We start from the raw sequence: 24,568 nt of genomic DNA, 5'->3' as shown, positions 1-24,568 counted from the left end.
TCGCGCACGTCACAGCCGCTCCTGGCGGGGGAGCACGACCTCCCTGGCCAGGAGCATCAGCGCCGCCGCGAGCGGGATGCCGAGCAGCGCCCCGACGATGCCGAGCAGGGCGCCGCCGAGCAGGGCGCCCACGATGGTGGCGATCGGCGGCACGTCGACCGACGACTTGAACACCCGCGGCGAGATCACGTAGTTCTCGACCTGCTGGTAGACGACGAAGAAGACCACGCAGGCGACGCCCACCTGAAACGACGTCAGGAAGCCCACGCCGGAGGCGACCACCGCGCCGAGGACGGCCCCCACCAGCGGGATCAGGTCGGTGACGGCGACGAAGATGGCCAGCGCCAGCGCGTACGGGACCTTGAGCATCGCGAGGAACAGGAACGTCACCACGCCCGCGATCAGCGAGATGATCAGGTTGCCCGCGACGTAGCCGCCGATCTGGTTGACGATCTCGTCGCCGAGCAGCGACACCCGGGTGCGGCGGGAGCGCGGCACGAACCGGTAGGCCGTCTCCTTGATCGACCGGAGCGACCCGAGGAAGTACAGCGTCAGCACCAGGATCGTGAACGCGCTGAACAGCGCGCTGATCACGACACCGGCCACGCCGAGCAGGCCGCCGAACATCTGGGTGGCGAGGTTCCCGCTCGTCACGTACTGCTGGATCTTGTCCAGGATCTGGTACCGCTGGTCGACCGACCGGATCAGCGGGTGGTTCTGCAGTTGCTGGACGTACTCGGGCAGGTGCTGCACGAAGCCGGTCGTCTGCTCGGTCAGCGGCGGCACGATGGCCAGCCCGAAGGCGACGAAGAACGCGATGACCGACCCGAACACGATCGCGATCGCGACGCGGCGGGACATGTTGCGCCGCTGCAGCGCCTCGACGGCCGGGTTGAGCCCGATGGCCAGGAACAGCGAGACGACGATCAGCACCAGGGCGGACCCGGCGCTCGCGATCGCCTGGACCAGCAGCCAGGCGGTGAGCACGCCGAGCGCCCCGGTGAGCCCGAACATGAACGGGTTGCTCCGCAGCGGGCGGCCGGGCCGCCCGAACGGCATGTCGCGGTCGCCGGGCGCCGCCGTCTCCCCGGTGCCGGACGCGCCGTCGGAAGCGCCGCCGGGACCGGTGCCGGGGCCCGTGTCAGCACCGTTGTCAGGGCTGTTGTCAGGGGCGCCGGGCGGGGGAGTGACGGCGGTCTCCGGCGTCGCCCCGGAGGGGAGGGAGGGGAAGACGCTGGTGATGCCGCTGCCTAGGGGATTGTCGTCGGGCACGCGTCCCCTGCTGCCCACAGCCGATCATTTCACACCGATTAATGGTGATAAGTCCGCATACGGTCTGTGGGGCAAAGCCGCATCGCATCCGGTCTCGTCACCGGGCCGCCGGGCTCGCCTCCGGGACCGCGACCTCGTACGGGGAGGGGGCGCCGCCGGACCGCGGCCGCAGCACACGGGCCAGGACCCCGGGCGACAGGAGGTGCTGCGGAGGGGCCTCGAGGTTGGCCACGCTCAGGAAGGCGTGCCCGACCACGGGGTCCGATTCGGCTGCCGCGTGGAGGCGTCCGAGGTAGCGGTTGAGCAGCCGCACCCGCGCGGGGCGAGGGCCCTCGACCGACGGGAACCGCAGGTCGCCGCAGGCGGAGATGTCCCACGGCACATCGATGATCCGGGCGGCGCGCTCGAAGAAGCGGCGGGCCAGGTCGCCTCGGACGCCGTCCGCCAGGCACTCCCGCAGGGCGACGGCCTCGCAGGCGGCCACCGTCATGCCCTGGCCGTAGCTGGGGTTGAACTGGCACAGGGCGTCGCCGAACACCAGGTAGCCCTCGGGGAACCGGGCCGGCCGCTCGTAGCGGCGGCGCACGCTCACCGGGATGCGCATCAGGCGGGGCGCCCCGAGCGGTTCGGCGCGCTCCAGGAGGCGGTGCAGGTCCGGGACCGGAAGCCGCTCGGCGAACCGGTGGTACCCGTCCGGGTCGACTGGGGGGACGTCGTCGCCCATGCCGAACAGCGTGACGAGCCAGCGGTCCCCCTCGGCGCTGAGCGCGACGCCGCCCCTCGGGACGGCCACGCCGTGCCCGACGATGACGGCCGTGAAGTCGGCGTCCCCCGGCCGGCGCCGGTACTCGCGCGAGACGTACACCAGCCGCGAGTCGACGCGCTCCTCCGGCGCGGGCTCGTACCCCAGCCTGCGCAGCCACTCGGTGCCGCGGTTGCCCCGGCCCGTGGCGTTCACCACGAGGTCGGCCGCCACGTCCTCGGGTCCGTGGCCGGCACGCAGCAGGCGCACCCCGGTGACCGCGCCGGCCCTCCCGTGGTCCACGGCGGCGACGGGCTCGACCGCCTCGCAGCGTTCGTGGATCACGACGCCGGGAAGGGCCGCGACCCGGGACCGCACCTGGCCTTCGAGCAGGGGGCGGCTCACGGTCAGGCCGCGCAGCCCGGACGGCGCCGGGTGGAGCCGCCGTCCGTCGTTGTACCAGCGGACGTCGTTCTGGAGGTCGCACGGGACGGCGCCCGCCTCGACCAGGTCCGCGGTCAGCCCGGGGAAGAGGTCCTCCAGGATCTCGCGCCCGCGCGACAGCAGGCCGTGCGCGTGATGTCCCTGCGGCACGCCCCGCCGGGGGGCGCTCCCGCCGGGGAGCGCGTCGCGGTCGATCACCGTGACGCGGTCGTACGTCTCCGTGAGCACGCGGGCCGCGAGCAGCCCGCCCATCCCCGCTCCGACGACGACGGCGTGTCGCGTGGGCGAGTGCCCGGTGGGTGTCGTCGCCGCCGTACGGACGATTCGCTTGGCCATGGCTCACCTCGTCGCCGGGCCGCCCGGACGGGCGGCGGTGGGTTACGGCGACGAGCATGCGAGCGGGCTCTTGGCGCTCACTGGGCACCGGCTTGGCGCTCACTGGGACCAGCCCCCGGGCGGCCGGGACCGGCACGCCGAGCCACCGCCGGCCACCGTGAGCGCCTGGCCCGTTCGGCGGATGTGCGGTCGCCCGCCCGCTCCCGTACCCGTGCCGCGGTCATCGCAGGATCGCGGCGGCGAGGATCGTGTTGATCCAGCGTTCCCACTCGTCGGGCGTCCACCCGCGTACGCCGGTGAGCAGGAGGTAGACCTCGAAGCTGACCAAGGTGAAGATGACGTCGGCCGCCTCCTCGGTCGACAGGTCCGGGCGCAGGGCCCGCTTGTCGGCGAGCTGCCGCGCGAGGCTGTGATGGGCGAGGAAGCGCTGGTTCTGATTGGTCTCCCACTGCGCGGCCATCTCGGCGTCGGCGCCGGCGGCGTCGCGGACGATCTTCATGATCGGCCCCACCCGGCCGTAGATGAGGCGGCTGTTGCCCAGCCAGATCGCCAGCGCCCGGCGGCCGTCGGGTTCGTCGCGTACCTGCTTCACCCAGGGCCGGTCCAGCATCGGTATCGGCTCGTCGTCGCCGACCGACAGCACGTCGACGATCTCTTTGAGAACCGTGGCCTTGTTGCCGAAGTGGAAGTACACCGTCTGCACCGCGACCCCGGCCCCCGCGGCGATCTGATCCAGGGTGGTCGAGGCGTACCCCTGCCGCAGGAACAGGTCCCGCGCGACGTCGGTGATCCGTCTCCGGGTGGCGCGCGCCTGGGCGGCTCGGCGGGTGCCCTGCCCGGTCGTGCTCTTGACAGGATCGCTCATTCGCTAGAGCCTACTACAGAGAAACTCACTAGAGACAACTCTAGTGAGACCCCCCCGGAGGTCCCCCATGGATGCGACACTCAACGGCTTCCACCACGTCAAACTGCCGGTGACGGACGTGGCGCGCAGCCGGGACTGGTACGAGCGCGTGTTGGGCCTGCGCGTCTTCATCGAGTTCGTCGAAGACGGCACGCTCATGGGCGTCGCCCTCCGCGATGCGAACAACGCCGTCGACGTGGCCCTGCGTCAAGATCCGGTCCGGGCCGCCGCGATGGCCGGATTCGACCCGATGGCCCTGTGCGTGCCCACCCTGCGTGACCTGAAGGCCTGGCAGCAGCGACTGGACGACCTGGCCGAGCCGCACGGCGGCATCGTCACAGGGCACGTCGGCGAGGTGCTGGTCGGCCTGCACGATCCCGACGGCATCGAGATCCGCTTCTACCACCCAGCCCAGGACGACCTCGAGGACGCCCGATGACCTTCGACCCCACCGGCTACCTGCTCACCCCCGATGACGGCCCCCACCTGTGGTTCCTGGACACCCGCATGACCGTGAAGGCCGGCGCGGACCAGACCGGCAACGCCTTCACCCTCATCGAGTGGTCCGCCCCCGTCGGCTTCGGGCCGCCGCAGCACATCCACGACCGCGAGGACGAGGCGTTCTACGTCCTCGAGGGAAAGATCACCATCGACTGCGGCGACCACCACTGGACCGCCGGGCCCGGCGACTTCGCCTTCCTGCCCCGCCGCATCCCCCACTCCTTCATCGTCAGCGACGGGCCCGTACGCGGCCTGCAGATCACCACACCGTCGGGATTCGAGCAGTTCATCGCCGAACTCGGCCGCCCCGCCGAACACCCCGGCCTGCCCGCCCCCACCCCGCCCGACATCCCCCGCCTGATCGAGGCCGGCAACCGGTACGGCCACCAGATCCTCGGCCCGCCTCCCATGTGACCCAGCCCTCCGGAACGAGGGCGTATCACGCTTCGCCAATGCGCTGAGAAATTCATCTGATACGGCGTTCATTTAGACGTGCCCGCGTGCGGCTTGTGTGCATGCGTTTCGAGAGAGAGGTTGGTAGGGGAGTTGGCAAAAGCTACACGCCGGGCCGCAGCGGTTTTGGTCGCTGCAGCAACAGCCGGCGCAGTGCTGACCGCGCCGCCCGCGCTGGCGGGGACTGCCTACTACATGAAGAACTACAACAGCCGGCTCTGTCTCACCATCGCCGGTGGTGGCAAAGCAGCCAATGCTCCCGCCGTCCAGTATTACTGCGACAGCCATCCGTCACGCCTCTGGACCTTTCTGTACCAGAGCGGAGGCTTCTACAAATTCAGGAACAAGAACAGCGGGCTGTGTCTGACCATCGCCGGTGGTGGCAAAGCAGCCAATGCTCCCGCCGTCCAGTACTACTGCGACAGCCATCCGTCACGCCTCTGGACAAAACTGAGCCCTTACACGTACTGACACCGGCGCCCACCCGCAGCCCGTCACCCTGTGCGTGACGTCATGACTTCGCGTCACGACGCGTGCGACAGGGACGGCTGGAGCGGCGCCAGGGCAGGGTCAGCGGGACAGCAGGCGGCGCAGGCGGGACTCCTGGCGCGGCGGGGCCGCCGGCGGCCTGTCCAGCAGGTCCAGCGACTCCAGCCGGCGCTTCTTGAAGTAGCGGGCCGGCCCGTTCTCCCGCAGGTAGCGGGCCGCGTCCTCGCGCAGGCCCGGGTGCGCCTCGCTCTGCATGCAGTAGCCCACGGCCCGGACGAGGGCCTCCAGGTCGACGGCCGGCGGCTCCTGTACCGAGCCGTCGTCCTGGAGGCGCGGCGACGTCGCGTCCACGATCGTCGCCGGTATCCGGTTGCTGTTCTCGTACGGCGCGAGCCGTTCCAGCACCAGGTCGCCTCCGGCGGCGGCCACCGGGACGCCGAACAGGCGGCGGGCCGTCAGGAGGGCGGTGGAGAAGCAGCCCACCACCAGGCCGGGGCGGGCTCCGGAGAAGTACGTCTCGGCGGGGGTCGTCTCCGGGGCCACCGACAGTTCGACGCCCAGTTCCGCGGCGACCGGCCGCAGCTCCCTGGCGTGCCGCCGGCCCGCCGCCGGGTGCGGCTTGAACAGCACCCGGCGGACTCCCCGGGCGGCCAGAGCGCGGAGCATCCGCTCGTGCAGCCCCGCCTCCTCCTGGGCCGTGACGATGCCGAGCGAGGACAGGTACTGGCCGAGGATCACGGCCTCGGCGGGCGGCGCCGCGCTCCCGCCGGCCGCGGCGACCTGGCCCACGACCTCGGTGAACGAGCCGTCGGCGAGGGCCTCGGCCGGCACGCCGTACTCGGACAGCAGCAGCGGCGACAGGCCCGGGACCAGGTCGAGGTGGAGCAGGCGGGTGATCCGGCCGGCGATCTCCTGGGGGAGCGGGTCGCGGGTGGGCCCGTAGCTCATCAGCCCGTCGGAGTAGACGGTGATCGGGCACTCCTTGACGAGCCCGGCCAGCGTGCGGGCGGGCGGCACCGCGATCGACTCCAGGACCAGCTCGTCGGGGTCACCGAGCACGTCGCCCAGCAGCCGTCCGAGCATCGGCACCTCGATGGCGCGGGCCTTCCAGTCGGAGGGGTGCATCGGGGCGATGACGTCGTTCCAGGAGACGATCCGGTCGAAGCGGCCGCGCAGCGCCGCGAAGCCGGGGGCCTCGTCGAGGGACGGCGTGATCTCGGGGATCGCCGCGTTGTTCGACACCAGCAGCACCCGGCGGCCCGGCCTGAACCGTCCCTCGTCGATCGCGGCGGCCAGCGTCATGGCCCCGAACAGCGTCGAGGCGTAGAACAGCCGTGTCGTCTCAGGCACCCGCGCCTCCCGGGAGGTACGGCGCGAGCAGCGCCCCGCGCTCCGGCTCCATGCTCGCCACCGACTCGTCGAGCACCGGACGGGGGAGCCGCGCGAGGGCGGCCCTGGCCCGGTCGTCGAACCGGGCCCGCAGCTCCGGCGTGTAGCGGTCGCCCAGCTCGACGTGGTGGGCGAGCAGCGCGCACAGGTTGCGCGCCGCCTTGGGCAGGAACTGCGGCTCCACCTCGTCGAGCACGATGTCGTAGGCGTCGAAGAAGTGGAGCTGCCGCTCGTCGCCGATCTGCGTGAGCGAGGCGGGCAGCCCGCGCCGGTAGAACAGCCCGGCCAGCGACACCACCGCGAACGAGCGCGCCCTGCGGTGCAGCCGCCAGATCCACGGCCGGTCCTCCGCCGTGTGCAGCCCGCCCGGGAACGCGATCAGGTCGCCCAGCTCGCGCCGGTAGATCCCGGCCCAGGCGTAGGGGTAGTCGACCATGGTCTTCTGCCCGGCGGGCAGGATCGCCTCTCTCGGGTCGAGCACGACGCCGCGCCGGGCCTGCGGGGCCCGGTGCGTCTCCCGCCTGCGTCCCTCGACCTGCACGTGGTCCACCCGGACGAAGTCGCAGCCCAGTCCCTCGATGGCGGCGACCAGCCGGGGCAGGTAGCCGGGCGCGAGCCAGTCGTCGCCGTCGAGGAACGTGACGTACCGGCCGGAGGCCAGCTTCAGCCCGACGTTGCGGGCGTCGGCCAGCCCCACCGGCACCGGGTTGCGGGCGACCGTGAGCCCCGGCAGGTCCTGCCGGAAGTCCTCGATCACGTCCGGCGTCGCGTCCACGGAGCCGTCGTCGACGACGACGACCTCGGTCTCGAAGTCCCGCGTGCGGTTGCGGGCCAGCGACGTCAGGGCGTCCGCCAGGTACGGCTCGCCGTCCCGGACGGGCACGACCACGGAGAGGGTGATCACCGTCGCTCCGGCGTCAGGCCGTGGTGCGGCGCAGGCGGGCCCGGGGGGCCTCCTCGCCGGGGTAGACGCGCTTCACGCCGTCGCCGAGGGCGCTCTCGATGATGCGGATGTCCCGCACCAGGTGCTCCAGCCCGCTCGGCTCCAGCGAGGCGGCGTGGTCGGAGCCCCACATCGTGCGGTCGAGGGTGATGTGCCGCTCCACCGTCACCGCGCCCAGCGTCACCGCCGCCAGCGAGATCTGCAGGCCGCGCTCGTGGCCCGAGTAGCCCACCGGCACGCCGTACCGCTCCTGGAGGGTGTGGATCATCTTGAGGTTGGCCTCCTCCGGCGGGAGGGGGTACGTCGAGGTGGCGTGCATCATCACGAGCCGCTCGGTGCCGAGGATCTCCACGGCCCGGTCGATCTCGTCGATCGTCGACATGCCCGTGGACAGGATGAGCGGCTTGCCGGTGGCGGCCAGCGCGCGCAGCAGCTCGTGGTCGGTCACCGAGGCCGAGGCCACCTTGTGGGCGACGACGTCCATCTGCTCCAGGAACTCGACCGAGGGGACGTCCCATGGGGAGGCGAACCAGTCGACGCCGCGCTCCTCGCAGTACTTCGCGATGTGGTTGTACTCGTCCACGCCGAACTCGGTGCGGATCTTGTACTCCATGTAGGTCATCTCGCCCCACGGCGTCTGCCGGATCTGGTCGCGCTGCTCCAGCGGCACGCAGATCTCGGGCGTGCGCTTCTGGAACTTCACGGCCTGACAGCCCGCGTCGGCGGCCACGTCGATGAGCTTGCGGGCGATGTCGACGTCGCCGTTGTGGTTGATGCCGATCTCGCCGATCACGTACACGGGCTGGCCGGGGCCGACGAGCGACCTGCCGATCCGCACGGGCCGGGGCTGCACGCGGTACGACGAGATGGGGGCGGGCGCCTCGGCGATCGGGACGGCGTCGCCGAGCGGCGGCCGGGCGGCCAGCACGCGGTCGGACAGCTCGCGGACGGCGCCGGACCCGCCCGGGGTCGACAGCACCACGCGCGCGGCGGCGCGGACCCGCGGGTGGGCCTCGGGCACGGCCACCGGCCAGCCCACGAGGCTCATGCAGGCCAGGTCGTTGACGTCGTTGCCGACGTAGGCCACCCGCTGCGGGTCGAGGCCCTGGGCGGCCAGCCACTCGCGCAGCGCGCCGTCCTTGGCGGCCAGGCCCTGCAGGACGGGCACGCCGAGCTTGGCGGCGCGGGCGGCGACGACGGGGTTGCGCTCGGACGACAGGACGAGCACCTTGACCCCGGCCCGCTTGAGCAGGGCGACGCCCATGCCGTCAGAGCGGCTCACGGCCACGATCTCGCGGCCCTCGGAGTCGACGAACGCCCGGTCGTCGGTGTGCACGCCGTCGAAGTCGGTGACCACGGCGTCCACGTCGATCGGCAGCGGCTCGTCGACGAACGGCGCGAGCGCCCGGACGATCTCCAGGTCCTCGGGGGTGTCCACCTCGACCGCGTGGGTGCCGGGCACGGGCTGGACCGCCACGGCGCCGAAGAAGCGGTGCTCCCGCTCGCGCAGCCCCGACGTGCGCATGACGTAGAACGCGCCGGTCTCGCGGTAGTTGGGCTCGCGGTCCTGCCGGCGGGGACGCACGGCCGGGTCGTGGTTGACGCCCTGGCCGGCGCCGGTCCAGACGAACTCGAAGGTCTCGATGCCGGAGAAGACCGAGTCGGCCTCGCCGTTCAGCACCTTGGCGATCGCCGCGTCGAGGTCGGCCGGGTCGATGAACGCGCTGGTGCACTGCACGAGGACGACGATCTCCGGGTCCTCGTCCACGCCCTCCGAGAGGGCGTGCAGGACGGCGGACTCGCTGGAGGCGGTGGGGCCGCTCAGGTCGGCCGGGCGGCGCACGACCCGCGCGCCCGCGTCCACGGCCACCTCGGCGATGCGGTCGTGGTCGGTGCTCACGATCACGTCGTCGACGAGCTCGGCGCGCAGGCAGGCGCCGACCGCTCGCGCCACCAGCGGGATGCCGCCCACCTTCTCCAGGTTCTTCAGCGGGACGCCCACCGAACCTCCACGGGCGGGGACAACAGCCAGCACTCGCACGAGTGACTCCTCTTACCTGCGACAACGGGTACCCCTGGGGTGGGGTGTCCTGAAACTAGCCACAGGGATGTCCTTCAGGGGGTTGGTCCGTTGAACGGCCAGGGGCGCCGGTCTTAACTTTGGGTGTCGCCGGAGCGGTCGACATCCCGAGGAGACCCGGAGGTCCCCCATGCGCCGGCTCGTCGCCGCTCTGACCGTCCTTGTGCTGGTGGGGGCCTGTGCCCGCCATGACGGGGCCGCCGTACGGCCGTCCGGCGCCTCCCCGGGGCCGCGTCTGGTGTCGGTGGAGGACCTCGGCGGGCGGGTCGATCTGCTGACCGTCGACTCTCCCGCGCTCGGCCGCAAGGCGTCGGTGTGGGTCGTCAGGCCGCGCGGCTGGCGGCCCGGCTCCACCGGGTGGCCGGCGCTGTACCTGCTGCACGGATGCTGCGAGAGCCGGGCGGACTCCTGGCTCGCCGAGGGCGGCGCCGAGCGCCTCACCGGGGACCTCGACGCGGTCGTGATCGTCCCGGAGGGCGGCCCGATGGGCTGGTACTCCGACTGGCTGCGCGGCCCCGCCTGGGAGACCTTCCACATGACCGAGGTGCGCGGCGTCGTGGAGCGGCGCTACGGCGTGGGCGACCGGCGGGCGGTCGCCGGGCTGTCCATGGGCGGCCTCGGCGCCCTCGCCTACGCCGCCCGCCACCCGGGGGTGTTCCAGGCCGCGGCGTCGTTCTCCGGCGTGCTCGACACCTCCTACGACCGGCCGGGGCTGGAGGAGCTGATGCGCTCATTCGGCGTGGACCCGGCCGACCTGTGGGGGACGCCGCCGGCGGGGACGTGGCGCGAGCACAACCCCGTAGACCTGGCCGCGCGGCTGAAGGGGGTGCGGCTGTTCGTGTCGTGCGGCGACGGCGAGCCCGGCCCGCTGGACGGGGCGGGAGCCGCGCTCGACCGGGGGGAGCGCGCCATCCTGGTGCGCAACCGGCGCTTCGTCGCGGCCGCCCGGGCGGCGGGGGTGCCGGTGACGACCGACTTCTACGGCCCCGGCACCCACACCTGGCCCTACTGGGAGAGGGAGTTGGACAGGGCACTGCCGACGCTGGCCGGCTCCTGGCGTCCCGGGCCCTCGGCGAACCCGATGCCCACCGCGTAGGGGCGCCGCGCCCGGATCGGTCGCCATGGGCCGGGCGCGCCTCCGGACGACCTCAGCGGGCCTGCGGCTGCGCGGCGACCTCGTCGTGAACCAGCGGGAGCCGGATGACGAACCGCACGCCGGGCTCGCCGTCCTCCACCCGGATCGTGCCCGCGTGCGCCTCCACCACCTCCCGGGCGATCGCCAGCCCGAGGCCGGTCCCGCCGTGGATCCGGCTGCGGGCGGCGTCCCTGCGGTAGAAGCGCTCGAAGATCCGCTCGCGGTCCTCGGCCGGGATCGGGTCGCCGTCGTTGATGACGCACAGGACGGCCTCGTCGCCGGTCTGGGCGACCTCCACGCACACCTTGGTCAGCGCGTGCCGCTCGGCGTTGTCGAGCAGGTTGGCCACCACCCGGCACAGCTGGCCGCGCAGGGCCCGCACGGTCACGCCTGGCGCGGTGCGCAGGCGCGTGGGGAGCCGCTCCGAGCGGTGCGCCACCTCCGCGGCGACCAGGGCGCCGAGGTCGACGTCCTCCCGGGCCGCCTCGGGGACGGTGCGCACCCGGGCGAGCAGCAGCAGGTCGGCCACGATCGACTCCAGCCGCTCGGTGTCGCGCAGGGCCGCGTCGACGGCCTCGGCCGTGTCCTGGGGGTGCAGCCGCGCGCCCTCCAGCTGGGCGCGGATGCCCGCGATCGGGGTCAGCAGCTCGTGCGAGGCGTCGGCCGCGAACTGGCGCTGCATCTGGATCGACCGGTCGAGCCGTTCGAGGGCGTCGTTCGCGGTGCGCGCCAGCCGGGCGATCTCGTCGTCGCCGGGGGGCTCCGGCACGCGGGAGTCGATCGTCTGCGGGGTGATCTCGGCCAGCTCCGACCGGATCGCCTCCACCGGCCGCAGGGCCCGGCCGGTGGCCTTCCACGCCACCCAGCCGGTGAGGAAGGCGAGCACGACCGCCACGAGCATCATCTCCACCTCGGGTAACGGGGTGGTGAGGATGGTCGGGGCCGACCGCCCGGCGTACACGATCTCCGAGGCGGGGCTGTCGGAGACCCGGACGGCGGTCACGAGCAGGCAGTCGCGGTGGGGCATCGAGCACGACGTGGTCTGGGTGACCCGGGTGTCGGAGTCGGGCTGCAGCATGCTCAGGCGGTGCAGGCCGCGCGCGGGCACGCTGCTCGCCTCCAGCCGGCCGCCCGGGCCGACGACCTCGATCAGATCGACGCCGGTGGGGTCGGCGGGGACGGGATTCGGCAGGCGTCCGTCGCGCACCTGGGCGGCGACGCGGGTGGCGGCGTCCAGGCTCTGGTCCCATATCCGGTCGGCCACGGCGTGCCGCACGACCACGTTCACCGCGATCGCGAGAGGTATGAGAACGAACACCGCGGCACCGGTCGCGATCAGGGTCAATCGCGCACGGAGCGACGGGGAACGCAGCCTGGGGAGGAGCATTACCCGAGGTTACTCAAGGTCATCTCGCGGAAACTTCGCGACATCGAAAAGCTGTCCCCAAAGTTACCCAAAGTCTCCAAAGGGCGGGTGATGTCGCGATCGCTCCGCGTGTCAGAGCGACAGCGTGGCGACGACCGGCGCGTGGTCGGAGTCTGCGGCGTCGCGGCGGGCCGACGGCTGGTCGCCCACGGACGGCAGCCCGTGACCCGTGAACGAGCGGACCGACGCCACCCGGTCGAGCAGGGCCCGGCTGACCAGGATGTGGTCGATGAGCTCCCGGCCGTCGTGGAAGACCCGGGAGTACCGCTCGGCCTCCGGGATCAGCGGCGCGAGGTTCCACAGGCGCCACGCGTCGCCCTTGTCCGGGACCCGCTCGCCCGCGGTCCCGATCGCCGAGCCGGGCGGCCCGAGCAGGATCTGTGAGGTGGCGGCCTCGGGCTCGTCGTTGAAGTCGCCGACCACGACGACGTTCCTGTCCCGCCCGTGCCCGTCGAGCAGCCGGTCGGCCAGGGCGCGCACGGTGACCGCCTCGGCGGCCCGCCGGTAGAGGGCGTACGCCCCGAACCGGGCCCGCTCGCCCTCGTCGTGCGGCTGGAACCGCCCGCCGGGGAAGCTCAGCAGCTTCGACTTGAGGTGGCAGACGACCAGGTCCAGGCTCGTGCCGGGGACGGGCTCCACCCGTACGGCGAGGACGCCGCGGCCGGTCGCGGACCCGGTCCCGCCGTGGTCGTCGGCCTGGATCGGCCCGAGGGGCGGCGGGAACGCGCTCACGTCCTCCAGCACGGTGATCGGGAGCCTGCTGAGCACCCCGACGCGGATGCCCCGGACGTCGGGGTGGGCCGACAGCGCGACGTGCCAGTCCCCGTCGAGCAGGGCGGCCAGGTCGGCCAGCGCCTCCGGGTCGCCGACCTCCTCGACGCCGAGCACGTCGGGCGCGATCTGCGTGATCGTGGTGCTCAGCGCCTTGAGCTTGGCCTCGTAGGCCGCCATGTCGCGTGGGCCGTACTCGCCGCCCGGCCGGTAGAGGTTCTCCAGGTTCCACGTGCCGACAACAGCCATGGCCGCCACCAGATAGATCGCCAAATCCGGAAATTTCCGGTTCGGGCTCACTATCTACCTGACGGCGGCCTTTGGCCATACGGTCGCCCTAACGAGCATGGCCGCACCGGGCGACGGACGGCGATCAGCCGGTCTGGACGAACACGGCGACCGTACGGGCCGGGACGTGCAGGGCGCCGGTCGCCGGGTCGGCGGACGCCTGCCGCACCACCGGGTCGGCCGACGCCGCCTGCACCGGATGCAGGGCGGCCCGCGCCCCCTTGAGCTCGGGCACCACGGGGGCCGCCGCCGTCCCGGTCGCGTTGAACACCACGGTCAGCGACCGGTACGCGGGGTCCACGCCGTTCGCGTCGATCCGCATGACGATCACCCCCGGGACGCCGGACGGCGGGAACGACACCCGCTTCTGGATCTCCGCGGCCGTGCCGAGCGAGAACGCGGGGGAGGAGGAGCGGATCCGCAGCAGCTCGCCGAAGCCGGTCCTGGCCGCCGTGATCGCCCCGCAGTCCGGCCGCAGCGCGGGGTCGGCCAGCAGCGGCCGGGCGTACGGCCACCGGGAGCCGTTGTCCTTCTCCGGGGGCAGGCCCGCGCCGAACCCGTTGCCCTCCCGGCAGTCCCACAGCAGCCGGTTGAACCAGTCGCCGGAGTCGTAGGAGTTGCGGTCGAGCGACTTGGAGCGCAGCCGCTCGCTGCCCGCGTGCACGAACGCCGTGCCCTGCCCGAGCAGAACCGTGGCCAGCGACAGCGTCTGCATCCGCACCCGGTCGGCCATGGACGCCGGCCGGGGCAGCTTGTAGGCGAGGGCGTCGTAGAGGGTCTCGTTGTCGTGGGCGTCCACGTAGGTGACGGCCTCGCCGGGGGCCGCGGTGTACCCGGCCGGGCCGCCGTTGTAGCCGACCTCCGACCCCTTGACCGGCCTGCCCGACGACCCGGTGAACGTGAAGTCGCGCAGGTTGCCCGCGAGGCCCAGCCTGATCAGGTCCTCGTACCCCGCGAGCCGGTCGCCGGGCTCGTCGGCGAGGCCGGAGCCGAAGCCGCGCACGCCCGGGTCGGCGTCGAACGGCGAGCCGCCCCGCACCGCGTCGCGCAGCCGGTCGTTGAACGTGCCGATGCCGGTGCCGGCCATGTTGGCCTGGGTGGCCTGGACGAACCGGGCGTCGTCCGCCACCTCGCCGAAGTTCCAGCCCTCGCCGTACAGGATGATCGACCTGCCGTCCACGCCGTCCTTGGCGGGGGTGAGCGCGTCGAGGGCCCTGCGCACGGCCAGGATGTTCGCCTTCGGGTGGTGGCCCATCAGGTCGAACCGGAACCCGTCGACCTTGTACTCCTTGGCCCAGGTCACGATCGAGTCCACGACGAGCTTGCCCATCATCGCGTGCTCGGGGGCGGTGTTGGCGCAGCAGGTCGACGTGGCGAGGGATCCGTCGTCGAGAAGCCGCTGGTAGTAGCCCGGCACGATCCGGTCGAGCACGCTCTGCGGGTCCTGACCGGCGGCGTGGGTGTGGTTGTAGACCACGTCCATCACGACCCGCAGCCCGGCGCCGTTCAGCCCCTCGACCATCTCGCGGAACTGGCGGATCCGGTCGTCCGGGTCGGTGGCGTACGACCCCTCGGGCACCGTGTAGTGCAGCGGGTCGTACCCCCAGTTGAAGGAGTCGGACGCCGCGGCGGCGGCGACGCACGCCTGCTGCCGGTCGGAGTCCGGCGGGAGCGCGGCCAGGTCGCAGGCCGGCTCGGTGCGGTCGGCCCTCCGGTCGGGCACGGTCGCGAAGTCGAACACCGGCAGCAGGTGGACGTGGGTCAGCCCGTCCTTCGCCAGGCTCCGCAGCTCGGTCATGCCCGCGCTCCCGGTCTCGGTGAACGCCTTGTACGTGCCGCGCTCGGCCGCCGGGACGGTCGCGTCCGAGGCCGAGAAGTCGCGGACGTGCAGCTCGTAGATCGACGCCCGGTCCTGCCGGACGGGGGCCGGCTTCTTCAGCGTGGCCCACCCCGCCGGCGTCAGGGACCGGTCCGACAGGTCCACGATCCGGCTGCGGCCCGAGCCCGCAGAGACCATGAGGCTGTAGGGGTCGGTCACCTCGTTGGTCACGACCTTGCCCGCGGCGGGGGCGTAGACGGTGACGAGGTAGGTGTAGTAGCTGCCCCGCCAGGACGACGGGCCGTCCGCCGACCACACGCCGGTGGCGTCGTCGCGGCGCATCGGGTGGACCGTCCGCCGGCCGCCCGCGGGCCCGTCGTAGAGGGCCAGTTCGACCTTCTGCGCGGTCGGCGCCCACACGGCGAGCCCGCCGCCCCCGGTGGGCCCGAGCGCGGCCGAGGCCGCCCCGGCGTACAGGTCGTCGAGCACGCCGGGGATCTGCACGCCGGTCGCGGTCAGCAGCGCGCCCGCGGGATCGCGTTCGACGGCCACGACCTGCCCGCGCAGCGCGGCCCGCGCCAGCCCGGCGTCGCGGGGGTCCACCTTCAGCGCCGCGTACGACGCCAGGTGCGGCCAGGCTGCCTTCTGGGCGTCGGTGAGCGTGCCGGGGGTCAGCCGGATCAGGTGGACGTCGCCGGTCAGGTCGCCCTTGGCGTAGGCGATGCCGCCGGTGGGGGAGTAGGCGAGCGCGTAGTGGCGCGCATCGGCCGTCCGGCCCTTCCAGGCCACCGTGTCGCGGTCGATCCACTGGGCCGTCGCCTTCGACAGGTCGGCGTCGGCGCCGGAGGCCGCCGGCTGGGGCAGCAGGTATCCGTCCACACCTGACAGTTTCCACACCTCGTTGCCGTTCACGGCGAGATCCAGGGACTGGTCGGCCTGCTGGTCCTTCTGGTCGCCCTTGTGGACGATCCACCCGAGGGTGCGGGCGCCCTCCTTGAGCGGCACCTCGAAGTACACGCCGAACGCGTCGGTCCCGGCCGGCGCGAGCGGGCTGCCCCACTCGACCGACCCTTCCGCGTCGCCCCAGTAGTGGAGGCCCCAGCCCTCGTAGTCGCCGTCCGGCCGGTGGTAGTGCAGCACCGCCACGTGCCGGGCCGCGGCCGCGCTCGCGTGCACGGCCGCCTCGCCCGAGTCCACGTACGCCTCGGGCTGCCGGGCCGGGACGAACGACAGGTCGGGCCCCGGGTCCTTGGCGTCGCCCCGGTGCACGATGAAGTTCAGCGGCGCCGCCGGGTCCTTCAGCGGCACCCGCCAGAACGCCCCGGACGCGTCGGTCCCGTCGGGCTTCCTGGGGCTCGCCCAGTCGGTGCCCACGCCGTCGGCGATCGCGTCGCCCCACAGGTGCAGCCCCCACCCGTCGTACGCGCCGTCGGGCCGGTGGTAGTGGACGGTCGCGTATCCCTGGGCCTCGGCCCGGGAGGGGTGGACGGCCGGGTCGCCCTCGACGAGCCACACCTCGCCCGTCTTGGACGGATCGACCATGCGGTCGCCCTGGTCCTTGGTGTCGCCGCGGTGCGTGATCAGGCTGACCTCCCGCGCGCCGGGCTTGAGCCTGATCCAGGCGAACCGGCCGAAGGAGTCCTCGCCGTCCAGCGCGACGGGCGAGGCCCAGTCGACGGCCTGGTCGACGTCCCCCCAGGCGTGCAGGCCCCAGCCGTCGTAGTCGCGGGCCTTCCGCTGGTAGTGGACCACCAGGTAGTCGCGGTTCACGGTCCCCGGCGTCTCCTCGACCGGCTCGGGGCCGGCCACGGCCGTGGCCGTCGCGCTCGCGTACCGTCCGGCCGAGTCCTTCACCACGGCCTTGTACGTCAGGGGTGTCCCCGCCGGCAGCCCGCTCAGGTCATGAAATACGCGGAAGACGCGGCCGGTGGGGGCGTCGTCGGTGCCGAGCACCCGCCAGGGCGCGTCGCCCGCCTTGACCGCGAATGTCACCTGGTCGAAGCCCGTCCCCGGCACCTGGGCCGTGATCGCCACCCGGCCGTCGCCGGCCGGGCCGCGCAGCTCGGTCCCGGGGAGGGACAGCGTGATCGCCGGCTGTGCGGCCGGCGCCGCCAGCCGCACGTCGGCCCGGTAGACCACGGCCGAGAGCGGCGGCACGGTGACGGACAGGCGCCCGTCGGCGCCGGCCGTCGCCCGCCCCGCGCCGCCGTACACCTGGGTGAAGGACGTGCCGGGGGAGGAGGTGGGGATGTCGGCGGCCCCGGCCGTCCCGCGGTTGTTGAGCGCGACGACGAACTCGACCTTCTCCCGGGCGTCGATCCGGGAGAAGGCGTACAGCCCGCCGGAGGCCAGCCGCTCGACCTGTGCGCCGTCGGCGAGCGCCGGATAGCGGTCGCGCAGCCGCGCCAGCTCGGCGATCGAGGTGTAGAGGGGATGGGTGGTGACGAAGTTGGCGGTCGCGTGGGTGGCGGTGGTGCCGATGAGGTCGTCGTCGAGGTAGTCGGGAGTCCTGGAGGCGAACATGCTCTGCCGGGCGTCCTTGTCGCCGCCCGCGCCGGTGAACCCCTGCTCGTCGCCGTAGTAGACGACCGGCTGGCCGCGGGTCAGGTACATGAGCTGATGGGCCAGGCGGTCGCGGGCGAGGAGGGTGGCGTCGTCGGCCGAGGGGTCGTCCTGCTCCAGGAAGTGCCCGATGCGGCCCATGTCGTGGTTGCCGAGGAACGTCGGCAGCGACGCCGCGTTCGAGTCGGCGTCGGTGAAGTAGTCGTCGCCCGCGTACAGGGCGGACAGGCTCCGCGCGTCGCCGCCGCTCGCGTAGGACCGGGCCGCCTCCTGGAAGCCGAAGTCGAGGGTCGCGTCGAGGCCGCCCGTCGTGGAGTAGCGGCTCTCGAAGGCCGGGTCGCTGCTGTAGACCTCGCCGAACATGAAGAACCGCCGGTCGCCGAGCCTGGCGGCGTACCCGTGCAGCGCGGGCGCGAAGCGCTGCCAGAAGGCCATGTCCACGTGCTTGGCCGTGTCGATCCGGAACCCGTCGATCCCGGTCTCCTTCACCCACGTCTCGTAGATGTCGGTCATGCCCTTTACGACCTCGGGCCGCTCGGTCCACAGGTCGTCGAGGCCGGAGAAGTCGCCGTACTCGGAGCTCTCGCCGGAGAAGGTCGAGTCGCCCCGGTTGTGGTACATCGTCGGGTCGTTCAGCCAGGCCGGGACCTTCGTATTCGCCGTGACCACCGGCGTGTAGGGGAACGACGCGGTCGTGACCTTGGGGAAGTCGTCCCGCAGGGCGTAGTCGCGGTCGTCGAAGGCCCTGCCCGACGCGTCGACGTACGGGTAGGCCGCCTTGGAGCGATAGCCGTACGTCTTCTCGGCGTAGTCGATCAGGTCGGCGGTGTGGTTGGTGATGATGTCGAAGAACACCTTCATGCCGCGCTTGTGCGCCTCTTTCACGAGGGTCTTCATCTGCGCGTTCGTGCCGAGATGCGGGTCGATCCTGGTGAAGTCGGTGATCCAGTAGCCGTGGTAGCCGGCGCTGGCGTTCGCCCCCGTGCCCTGCACCGGCCGGTTCTCGAACGACGGCGTGAGCCAGATCGCCGTGCTGCCGAGCCCCTTGACGTAGTCGAGCCTCCCGATCAGGCCGGCGAGGTCGCCGCCCTGGTAGAAGCCCTTGTCGGTGGGGTCGAAGCCGGTGGTCGTCCGGTCGCCGGACAGGCCGCCCCGGTCGTTGGACGGGTCGCCGTCGGCGAAGCGGTCGGTCATGACGAAGTAGAGGCGCTCCCGGGTCAGGCCCGTACGGAGGGCGTCCCTGGCCAGGTCGGCGTCGGCGGGCGCGCCGCCGGCCGGGGACGGCGCCGCGGCGGGGCCGGCGGCGACGGGGGTCTGCGCGCCCGCGGCCCTGTGGGCGGGGACGGCGGCGGGCGGCGCCGCCTGCGCGGGCGCGGTCGTGACCAGCGGGGACGCGAGAAGTGCGAGGGCGGCGGCAGCGGCGAGCGGGACGCGCGCACGCGGGAGCTGGGGGGGCACCATGCCCGGAACGTACTGGCGAGCCCCACCTCGTGCAAGGTTTTGCTGAAAGTTCCAGAAACATTGCAGCCGTTCCGTGACCCACCGCCGTAACAGGCTCGAAACCTGTGTCCGACACTGTTGGTGTCGCACAAGGTGGAGGTGATGGGGGATGTTGCTGCGGCTGCGCGTCTCGCTCCCCGACCGGCCCGGAGTGCTCGGCCAGGTGGCGCGCGCGTTCGGGGTGATGGGAGCCGACATCCTGCAGGTGACGGTGCTCGAACGGCAGTCGGGCCGGGCGGTGGACGACTTCACGGTCTCCTGGTCGGGGCTGTTCGAGCCCGGCGAGCTGCGCGAGCGGATCGGCGTCGTCCCCGGCACGCGGGTCGAGGCCGTGTGGCCGACCCGCGAGGCGCCCGGCACCAGCCCCGACTACGACCTGCTCGGGCACGTGGCGGGGGAGCCCGACCGGGCGTATCTCGCGCTCGTGGACGCCGTCCCCGATCTCGTCAGCGCGGAGTGGGCGGTCGCGGTCGACAGCTCCACCGGGGAGGTCGTGCACGGCAGCTGGCAGGCGCCGGAGACCGTGCCCGCCGCCGACCTCACCCCCCTGCGGCCGGCCTCGTTCAGCGAGGGCGGCCTTCATCTCGTCAGCGTGCCGATGGACGGCGTGCATCTGGTGGTGGCGCGGTCACAGGGGCCCGCGTTCCACCGGGCCGAGGTGGACAAGGTCGTCCGCCTCGTCGAGATCGTCTGCGTGCTCGCCCGGGCGGGGGTGAGCCGTACGGCGTGAACAATCGCCCGGACGGCGAGGACTAGCGCCGCGGCGGGTCGATCCGGGCGCCGGTCTGGGTGAACAGCATGAGGCGGGAGACGTCGACGGCGACCCGCCCGTGCTCGCCGGCCCGCCAGACGGGGCGGCTGCCCAGCCGGACGATCAGGTCGGCCCGGCGGTGCGTGCCGGACGCCGCGGACGGCGCGGGACCCGCCACCTCCTCTTCCTCTGCGGCGGAGGAGCTCAGCAGCCGGCGCATCATCGAGCGGGCCTTGCCGTTCATCCCGGCCTGGCTCCCGTTGACGTGGCCGCGGCGCCGGTCCGGCGGCTCCGGCACGTGGACGGCGGGGATGCCGGCCTCGAGGTAGGCCAGCCACTCGTGCCCGTGGTACTCCAGCGTGCGCACCCGGCCGAAGAACGTCGGCCCCTCGGTCCTCTCCGGCACCGGCATCAGCGCGTCCGGGCGGATGCCGACGATGATCTGCATGCCGGTGTGCTGTGACACAGCGTAAGCACGTGGATCGGTCCAGGGCATGGTGATCTGGTGCGTGCCGAAGTCGAGCAGGATGAACTGGTTCTGGGGCGTGCGGACCGTGGCCGCCAGCAGGTTGAGCTGCTGCGAGCTGAGGAACGCCGCCGTGAACGCCGTCGCCGGGTCGTTGTAGACCTGCGCCGGCGTCCCGATGTCCTGCAGCACGCCGCGGTTCATGATGGCGATGCGGTCCGCCAGCGTGAGCGCCTCGACCTGGTCGTGCGTCACGTAGATGGTGGTGACGCCGAGGGCGCGGACGAGGGAGGAGATCTCCATCCGCAGCTCGGTGCGCATGCCCGCGTCGAGGTTCGACAGCGGCTCGTCCATCAGGAACAGGGACGGCTGGCGCACGATGGCGCGGCCCATCGCGACCCGCTGGCGCTGGCCGCCGGACAGCGTCCCCGGCCGCCGGTCCAGCGTCTCGTCGATGTGCAGCGCCCGCGACAGCTCGACCACCCGCTCCTTGACCAACGCCGGGTCGGCCTTGGCGATCTCCAGCGGGAAGGACAGGTTCCCGCGGACGGTCCGGTGGGGGTAGAGCGCCCCGTTCTGGAAGACCATCGCCACGTCCCGGTCCCGGGGCGCGAGATGGTTGGCGAGCTTGCCTCCGAGCCAGAGGTCGCCGGCCGTGATCTCCTCCAAGCCGGCGATCATGCGGAGCAGCGTGGACTTACCGCAGCCCGACGGCCCGAGCAGGACGAGGAACTCCCCCTCTTCGGCCCGGAGGTTCATACGGTCCACGGCGAGGTAACCCCCCGGGTAGACCTTTGTCACATTGTCGAGGACGACGGTGCTCATGCAAGCTCGTTCCTCCCGGGCAGGCACGCCCGGATCCCCAGCCTTCGGTGTGATTGATGAGGTAGTACATCGCGTTGCGGGCACCCGTGTCCATACGTGTCGTGAAGAATCCGGCATCTGCTCGCAACTTACGGTTACTGCAAACTTTCCCTATTTGAAAGTCTTTTGTCAGGGCCTGCTCATGACCTTCGGGATGCGCCCGGCAGGCCGTCAAAGGTAACGAATTTGCTGAAAGTTTCTGTAAGGGCTTTCACGGTGACGCGCCCGGCTGTACGTTCCGCCATAAATCCCCCTGAGCAAGGAGTGCACCACACATGCGGCGAGTCATCCCTGCCGCGGCGGTCGCCGCGGCGCTCGCCCTGGCGGTCTCCGCCTGCGGCAGCAGTTCCGACACGAGTTCCGCCCCGGCCACGAGCGTCGCCCCGGACCAGGTCTCGGGCCAGGTCACCTGGTGGGACACCTCCGACGCCACCAACGAGGCGCCGGCCTTCCAGGACCTGATCAAGGACTTCGAGGCCAAGTACCCGAAGATCAAGGTGAACTACGTCAACGTGCCGTTCGCCAACGCGCGCGACAAGTTCAAGACGGCCGCGCAGTCGGGGGCCGGGGCGCCCGACGTGCTGCGGACCGACGTCGGCTGGGTCTCGGAGTTCGCCTCGCTGGGCTACCTCGCGCCGCTGGACGGCACCCCCGCGCTGGTCAAGCCCGAGGAGTTCCTCGCCTCGCCCGCCGCCAGCGGCAAGTTCAACGGCAAGACGTACGGCGTGCCGCAGGTGACCGACACCCTGGGCCTCCTGTACAACAAGGAGCTACTGAAGAAGGCGGGCTACGACGCCCCTCCGGCCACCATGGCCGACCTGAAGAAGGTCGCCCTCGACGTCAAGTCCAAGACGGGGGCCGACGGTCTCGCGCTGAACGTGGACGCCTACTTCCTGCTGCCGTTCATCTACGGCGAGGGCGGCGACTTCGTGGACGTGCCGAACAAGAAGATCACCATCTCCTCGCCGCAGTCCGTCGCGGGGGTGAAGATCGTCGAGGACCTGATCACGTCCGGCGCGACGGCCAAGCCGGCCCTGCAGGACAGCTACACGAACGCGGAGACCGCCTTCAAGGACGGCAAGGTCGCCATGATCTTCAACGGGCCGTGGTCGAACTCCGACAACCTTGGCGGCAAGGTCTTCAAGGACAACCCGGACAACTTCGGCGTGGCTCCGGTCCCGGCCGGGTCGGTGAAGTCGGGCGCGCCGGTCGGCGGGCACGACTACACCGTCTACGCCGGCTCGAAGAACCTCGCGGCGTCCTACCTGTTCGTGGCGTTCATGGACTCGGCCGAGAACCAGGCCAAGATCGCCGGCAAGCTGGGCCTGCTGCCCACCCGCCAGCCGGCCTACAGCTCGCCGGAGGCCACGGCCAACCCGAAGATCGCCCAGTGGCAGAAGCCGATGGAGTCGGCCGTCGAGCGCCCGTGGATCCCGGAGGCGGCCTCCCTGTTCCAGCCGCTGGTCGACGGCTACCAGAAGCTGGCCGCCGGGCAGACGGCCACCGAGCCCATGCTGAAGGACGTCGCCACCGCCTACCAGGGCATCCTCAAGGGCTGGAGCCTGTGACCGATGGCGGCTGACGTCGTCGCGGCGAGGAGGGCCGCGCCCCGCTCCGGGGCGCGGCGTCTCCTGTCGCGCCACTGGTACGCCTGGGCGATGGTCGCGCCGGTCGTCATCGTGACGCTGGTGCTGGTCGGCTACCCCCTCGTCCGCGGCGTCTACCTGTCGCTCACCGACGCGACCGAGGCCACCATGGGCCGCACGATCGGGATGAACGTGATCCCCGCGACGTACGAGTTCGTGGGGCTGCGGAACTACGCCGACATCCTGACGTCGTCCACGTTCCTCGGCCGGCTGGCGTGGACCGTCGTCTGGACCCTCGTGTGCGTCGCCCTGCACGTGGGCATCGGGCTCGGCCTCGCGCTGCTGCTGAACCGGCCGATGCGGCTGCGGGCGCTGTACCGCATGCTGCTCGTGCTGCCGTGGGCCGTCCCGGCGTTCGTGTCCGCGTTCATCTGGCGCTACCTGCTGAACGGCGAGTTCGGCGTGGTCAACGCGATGCTCAGGGCCGCCGGGTTCGCCGGGATCAGCTGGCTCGACGACCCGTTCTGGGCCAAGGTCTCGGTCATCGCGTGCAACGTCTGGCTCGGCGTGCCGTTCATGATGCTCGCCCTGCTCGGCGGGCTGCAGGGGATCCCGCGCGAGCTGTACGAGGCCGCCGAGGTGGACGGCGCCTCGGCCTGGCAGCGGTTCCGGCACATCACGGTCCCCGGGCTGCGCCCCGTCCTGAGCACGGTGGTGCTGCTCGGCACGATCTGGACGTTCAACCAGTTCCCGGTCATCTTCCTGCTCACCCGCGGAGGGCCGGCCGGATCCACGGAGATCCTCGTGACGTACGCCTACCGGCAGGCCTTCGAGGGCATCAGGGACTACGCCGGCTCCGCGGCGTGGGGCCTGGTCATCCTCGCCCTGCTCGTGGTCATGGCCACGGTCTACCGCCGGGCCCTCCGTCAGCAGGGGGAGGCGTGGTGAGCCCGGCCGCGGCCCCGCCCGCCACGCGCGCCAAGGCCGGGGGACGGGACTCCCGCACGCCGCTGAAGTCGGCCGCCCTGCACCTCACGCTGATCGCGGCGAGCATCGTGTCGGTCTTCCCGGTCGCCTGGCTGGTGCTGACCTCGCTCAAGCCGCGGGCCGTCATCGAGACGGCCTCGGTCTCGCCGATCGAGCAGCCCACGTTCGCCAACTACGCGCAGGTGCTCGGCGAGACCCGGTTCCTCACCTGGGCCGGCAACTCGGTCGTCGTCTCGCTGGCCACCGCGGTGATCAGCGTCCTGCTGTCGGCCAGCACCGGGTACGCCGTGAGCCGGTTCCGCTTCCCCGGGTTCCGCTCGGTCATGTGGATGCTGCTGGTGATCCAGATGTTCCCGGTGGCCATCCTGATCGTGCCGATCTACAACCTCATGGCCGGCCTCGGGCTGATCAACCAGTTGCCCTCGCTGGTCATCACCTACCTCACCACGACCATCCCGTTCTGCGCGTGGATGATGAAGGGCTACTTCGACACGGTCCCGGCGTCGATCGACGAGGCGGGACGGGTGGACGGCCTGACCCCGTTCGGCACGTTCTGGCGGCTGATCCTGCCGCTGGCCAAACCGGGGCTGGCGGTCGCCGCGTTCTACTCGTTCCTCACCGCCTGGGCCGAGGTCGCGTACGCCACGGCGTTCATGACCGGCGACGACAAGTACACGCTCGCGGTCGGCCTCAGCCAGTTCGTCGGCCAGCACAAGGCGGAGTGGGGGCTGCTCACGGCCGCGTCCGTGCTGATCGCGATCCCGGCGGCCGCCGTCTTCCTGCTCGTCCAGCGCCATCTCGTGACCGGCCTCACGTCCGGCGCCACGAAGGCGTGACCCTATATGAGAATCGGGGGATCC

General features: G+C 72.1%; 18 protein-coding genes. 8 read left to right on the top strand and 10 right to left on the bottom strand.

Features of this window, described 5'->3' with window-relative positions; genetic code table 11:
- Positions 1-9: 9 nt before the first annotated feature.
- The 3 genes from Mco01_RS23030 to Mco01_RS39855 form a co-directional block, all read right to left on the bottom strand.
- Positions 10-1,290 carry an AI-2E family transporter gene (locus Mco01_RS23030; RefSeq protein WP_239103846.1) on the bottom strand — a complete coding sequence of 427 codons (1,281 nt, stop codon included), beginning with the start codon at positions 1,288-1,290 and terminating at the stop codon, positions 10-12.
- Positions 1,291-1,369: 79 nt separating this feature from the next.
- Entirely contained in the window at positions 1,370-2,794 is a 1,425-nt protein-coding gene (locus tag Mco01_RS23025) for an NAD(P)/FAD-dependent oxidoreductase (RefSeq protein ID WP_204058973.1), read from the bottom strand.
- A 220-nt stretch (positions 2,795-3,014) separates the two neighbouring features.
- Entirely contained in the window at positions 3,015-3,659 is a 645-nt protein-coding gene (locus tag Mco01_RS39855) for a TetR/AcrR family transcriptional regulator (protein WP_204058972.1), read from the bottom strand.
- Positions 3,660-3,726: 67 nt separating this feature from the next.
- On the opposite strand from Mco01_RS39855, the gene Mco01_RS23015 reads away from it, so the two are divergent.
- From Mco01_RS23015 to Mco01_RS23005, 3 genes are all read left to right on the top strand, one after another.
- Entirely contained in the window at positions 3,727-4,137 is a 411-nt protein-coding gene (locus Mco01_RS23015) for a VOC family protein (protein WP_204058971.1), read from the top strand.
- The gene (locus Mco01_RS23010) at positions 4,134-4,613 is read left to right on the top strand and encodes a quercetin 2,3-dioxygenase (protein ID WP_204058970.1); all 480 of its coding nucleotides are present in this window, start codon (positions 4,134-4,136) and stop codon (positions 4,611-4,613) included. The genes Mco01_RS23015 and Mco01_RS23010 overlap by 4 nt, the downstream gene beginning before the upstream one ends.
- Before the next feature lie 192 nt (positions 4,614-4,805).
- Positions 4,806-5,123 (top strand): RICIN domain-containing protein, encoded by a 318-nt coding sequence (locus Mco01_RS23005; protein WP_204058969.1) that lies wholly within the window; start codon positions 4,806-4,808, stop codon positions 5,121-5,123.
- Positions 5,124-5,222: 99 nt separating this feature from the next.
- Here Mco01_RS23005 and Mco01_RS23000 read toward each other — a convergent pair whose 3' ends face one another.
- Genes Mco01_RS23000 through Mco01_RS22990 form a run of 3 tightly spaced genes read right to left on the bottom strand, consistent with a single transcriptional unit; the run spans position 5,223 to position 9,508 of the window.
- Positions 5,223-6,491 carry a polysialyltransferase family glycosyltransferase gene (locus Mco01_RS23000; RefSeq protein ID WP_239103845.1) on the bottom strand — a complete coding sequence of 423 codons (1,269 nt, stop codon included), beginning with the start codon at positions 6,489-6,491 and terminating at the stop codon, positions 5,223-5,225.
- Positions 6,484-7,434, bottom strand: coding sequence for a glycosyltransferase family 2 protein (locus Mco01_RS22995; protein ID WP_204058968.1), 951 nt, complete (start codon positions 7,432-7,434; stop codon positions 6,484-6,486). The genes Mco01_RS23000 and Mco01_RS22995 overlap by 8 nt, the downstream gene beginning before the upstream one ends.
- Before the next feature lie 13 nt (positions 7,435-7,447).
- Positions 7,448-9,508, bottom strand: coding sequence for an N-acetylneuraminate synthase family protein (locus Mco01_RS22990; RefSeq protein WP_275410549.1), 2,061 nt, complete (start codon positions 9,506-9,508; stop codon positions 7,448-7,450).
- 175 nt (positions 9,509-9,683) lie between these two features.
- Here Mco01_RS22990 and Mco01_RS22985 point away from each other — a divergent pair, with 175 nt between their 5' ends.
- Positions 9,684-10,649 (top strand): alpha/beta hydrolase, encoded by a 966-nt coding sequence (locus tag Mco01_RS22985; protein ID WP_204058966.1) that lies wholly within the window; start codon positions 9,684-9,686, stop codon positions 10,647-10,649.
- A 52-nt stretch (positions 10,650-10,701) separates the two neighbouring features.
- On the opposite strand, the gene Mco01_RS22980 is transcribed toward Mco01_RS22985, so the two are convergent.
- The 3 genes from Mco01_RS22980 to pulA all read right to left on the bottom strand — a co-directional run bounded on the left by Mco01_RS22980 (position 10,702) and on the right by pulA (position 19,015).
- Positions 10,702-12,006 (bottom strand): sensor histidine kinase, encoded by a 1,305-nt coding sequence (locus Mco01_RS22980; RefSeq protein ID WP_239103843.1) that lies wholly within the window; start codon positions 12,004-12,006, stop codon positions 10,702-10,704.
- A gap of 180 nt (positions 12,007-12,186) precedes the next feature.
- On the bottom strand, positions 12,187-13,158 hold the full coding sequence (locus Mco01_RS22975) for an endonuclease/exonuclease/phosphatase family protein (RefSeq protein WP_204058964.1): 972 nt from the start codon (positions 13,156-13,158) through the stop codon (positions 12,187-12,189).
- A 100-nt stretch (positions 13,159-13,258) separates the two neighbouring features.
- The gene (gene pulA / locus Mco01_RS22970) at positions 13,259-19,015 is read right to left on the bottom strand and encodes a pullulanase-type alpha-1,6-glucosidase (RefSeq protein WP_204058963.1); all 5,757 of its coding nucleotides are present in this window, start codon (positions 19,013-19,015) and stop codon (positions 13,259-13,261) included.
- 148 nt (positions 19,016-19,163) lie between these two features.
- On the opposite strand from pulA, the gene Mco01_RS22965 reads away from it, so the two are divergent.
- On the top strand, positions 19,164-19,784 hold the full coding sequence (locus Mco01_RS22965) for an ACT domain-containing protein (protein ID WP_204058962.1): 621 nt from the start codon (positions 19,164-19,166) through the stop codon (positions 19,782-19,784).
- A gap of 22 nt (positions 19,785-19,806) precedes the next feature.
- Here Mco01_RS22965 and Mco01_RS22960 read toward each other — a convergent pair whose 3' ends face one another.
- Complete coding sequence (locus tag Mco01_RS22960; RefSeq protein WP_204058961.1) at positions 19,807-21,096, bottom strand: ABC transporter ATP-binding protein; 1,290 nt, start codon at positions 21,094-21,096, stop codon at positions 19,807-19,809.
- A gap of 314 nt (positions 21,097-21,410) precedes the next feature.
- Between Mco01_RS22960 and Mco01_RS22955 the strand changes: the two genes are divergently transcribed.
- From Mco01_RS22955 to Mco01_RS22945, 3 genes are read left to right on the top strand one after another with little or no spacing between them, the layout of a single operon-like run.
- Entirely contained in the window at positions 21,411-22,703 is a 1,293-nt protein-coding gene (locus Mco01_RS22955; RefSeq protein ID WP_204058960.1) for an extracellular solute-binding protein, read from the top strand.
- 3 nt (positions 22,704-22,706) lie between these two features.
- A complete protein-coding gene (locus Mco01_RS22950) occupies positions 22,707-23,669 on the top strand; it encodes a carbohydrate ABC transporter permease (RefSeq protein ID WP_036320047.1) in 963 nt (320 codons plus the stop codon).
- Positions 23,666-24,544 carry a sugar ABC transporter permease gene (locus Mco01_RS22945; RefSeq protein ID WP_036320045.1) on the top strand — a complete coding sequence of 293 codons (879 nt, stop codon included), beginning with the start codon at positions 23,666-23,668 and terminating at the stop codon, positions 24,542-24,544. Before Mco01_RS22950 ends, Mco01_RS22945 begins: the two co-directional genes overlap by 4 nt.
- The last annotated feature ends 24 nt before the right edge of the window (positions 24,545-24,568 follow it).

It is taken from the genome of Microbispora corallina (genome assembly GCF_016863035.1).
GTDB classification, from domain to species: domain Bacteria; phylum Actinomycetota; class Actinomycetes; order Streptosporangiales; family Streptosporangiaceae; genus Microbispora; species Microbispora corallina.
This window is presented reverse-complemented; position numbering and strand designations above follow the sequence as displayed.

Excerpts from the sequence above, each read along its gene's own strand:
- Mco01_RS22950 (WP_036320047.1), top strand. The coding sequence starts at position 22,707 with ATGGCGGCTGACGTCGTCGCGGCGAGGAGGGCCGCGCCCCGCTCCGGG.
- Mco01_RS22965 (WP_204058962.1), top strand. The coding sequence starts at position 19,164 with ATGTTGCTGCGGCTGCGCGTCTCGCTCCCCGACCGGCCCGGAGTGCTC.
- Mco01_RS23015 (WP_204058971.1), top strand. The coding sequence starts at position 3,727 with ATGGATGCGACACTCAACGGCTTCCACCACGTCAAACTGCCGGTGACG.
- Mco01_RS22960 (WP_204058961.1), bottom strand. The coding sequence starts at position 21,096 with ATGAGCACCGTCGTCCTCGACAATGTGACAAAGGTCTACCCGGGGGGT.
- Mco01_RS22955 (WP_204058960.1), top strand. The coding sequence starts at position 21,411 with ATGCGGCGAGTCATCCCTGCCGCGGCGGTCGCCGCGGCGCTCGCCCTG.
- Mco01_RS23025 (WP_204058973.1), bottom strand. The coding sequence starts at position 2,794 with ATGGCCAAGCGAATCGTCCGTACGGCGGCGACGACACCCACCGGGCAC.
- Mco01_RS39855 (WP_204058972.1), bottom strand. The coding sequence starts at position 3,659 with ATGAGCGATCCTGTCAAGAGCACGACCGGGCAGGGCACCCGCCGAGCC.
- pulA (WP_204058963.1), bottom strand. The coding sequence starts at position 19,015 with ATGGTGCCCCCCCAGCTCCCGCGTGCGCGCGTCCCGCTCGCCGCTGCC.
- Mco01_RS23010 (WP_204058970.1), top strand. The coding sequence starts at position 4,134 with ATGACCTTCGACCCCACCGGCTACCTGCTCACCCCCGATGACGGCCCC.
- Mco01_RS22985 (WP_204058966.1), top strand. The coding sequence starts at position 9,684 with ATGCGCCGGCTCGTCGCCGCTCTGACCGTCCTTGTGCTGGTGGGGGCC.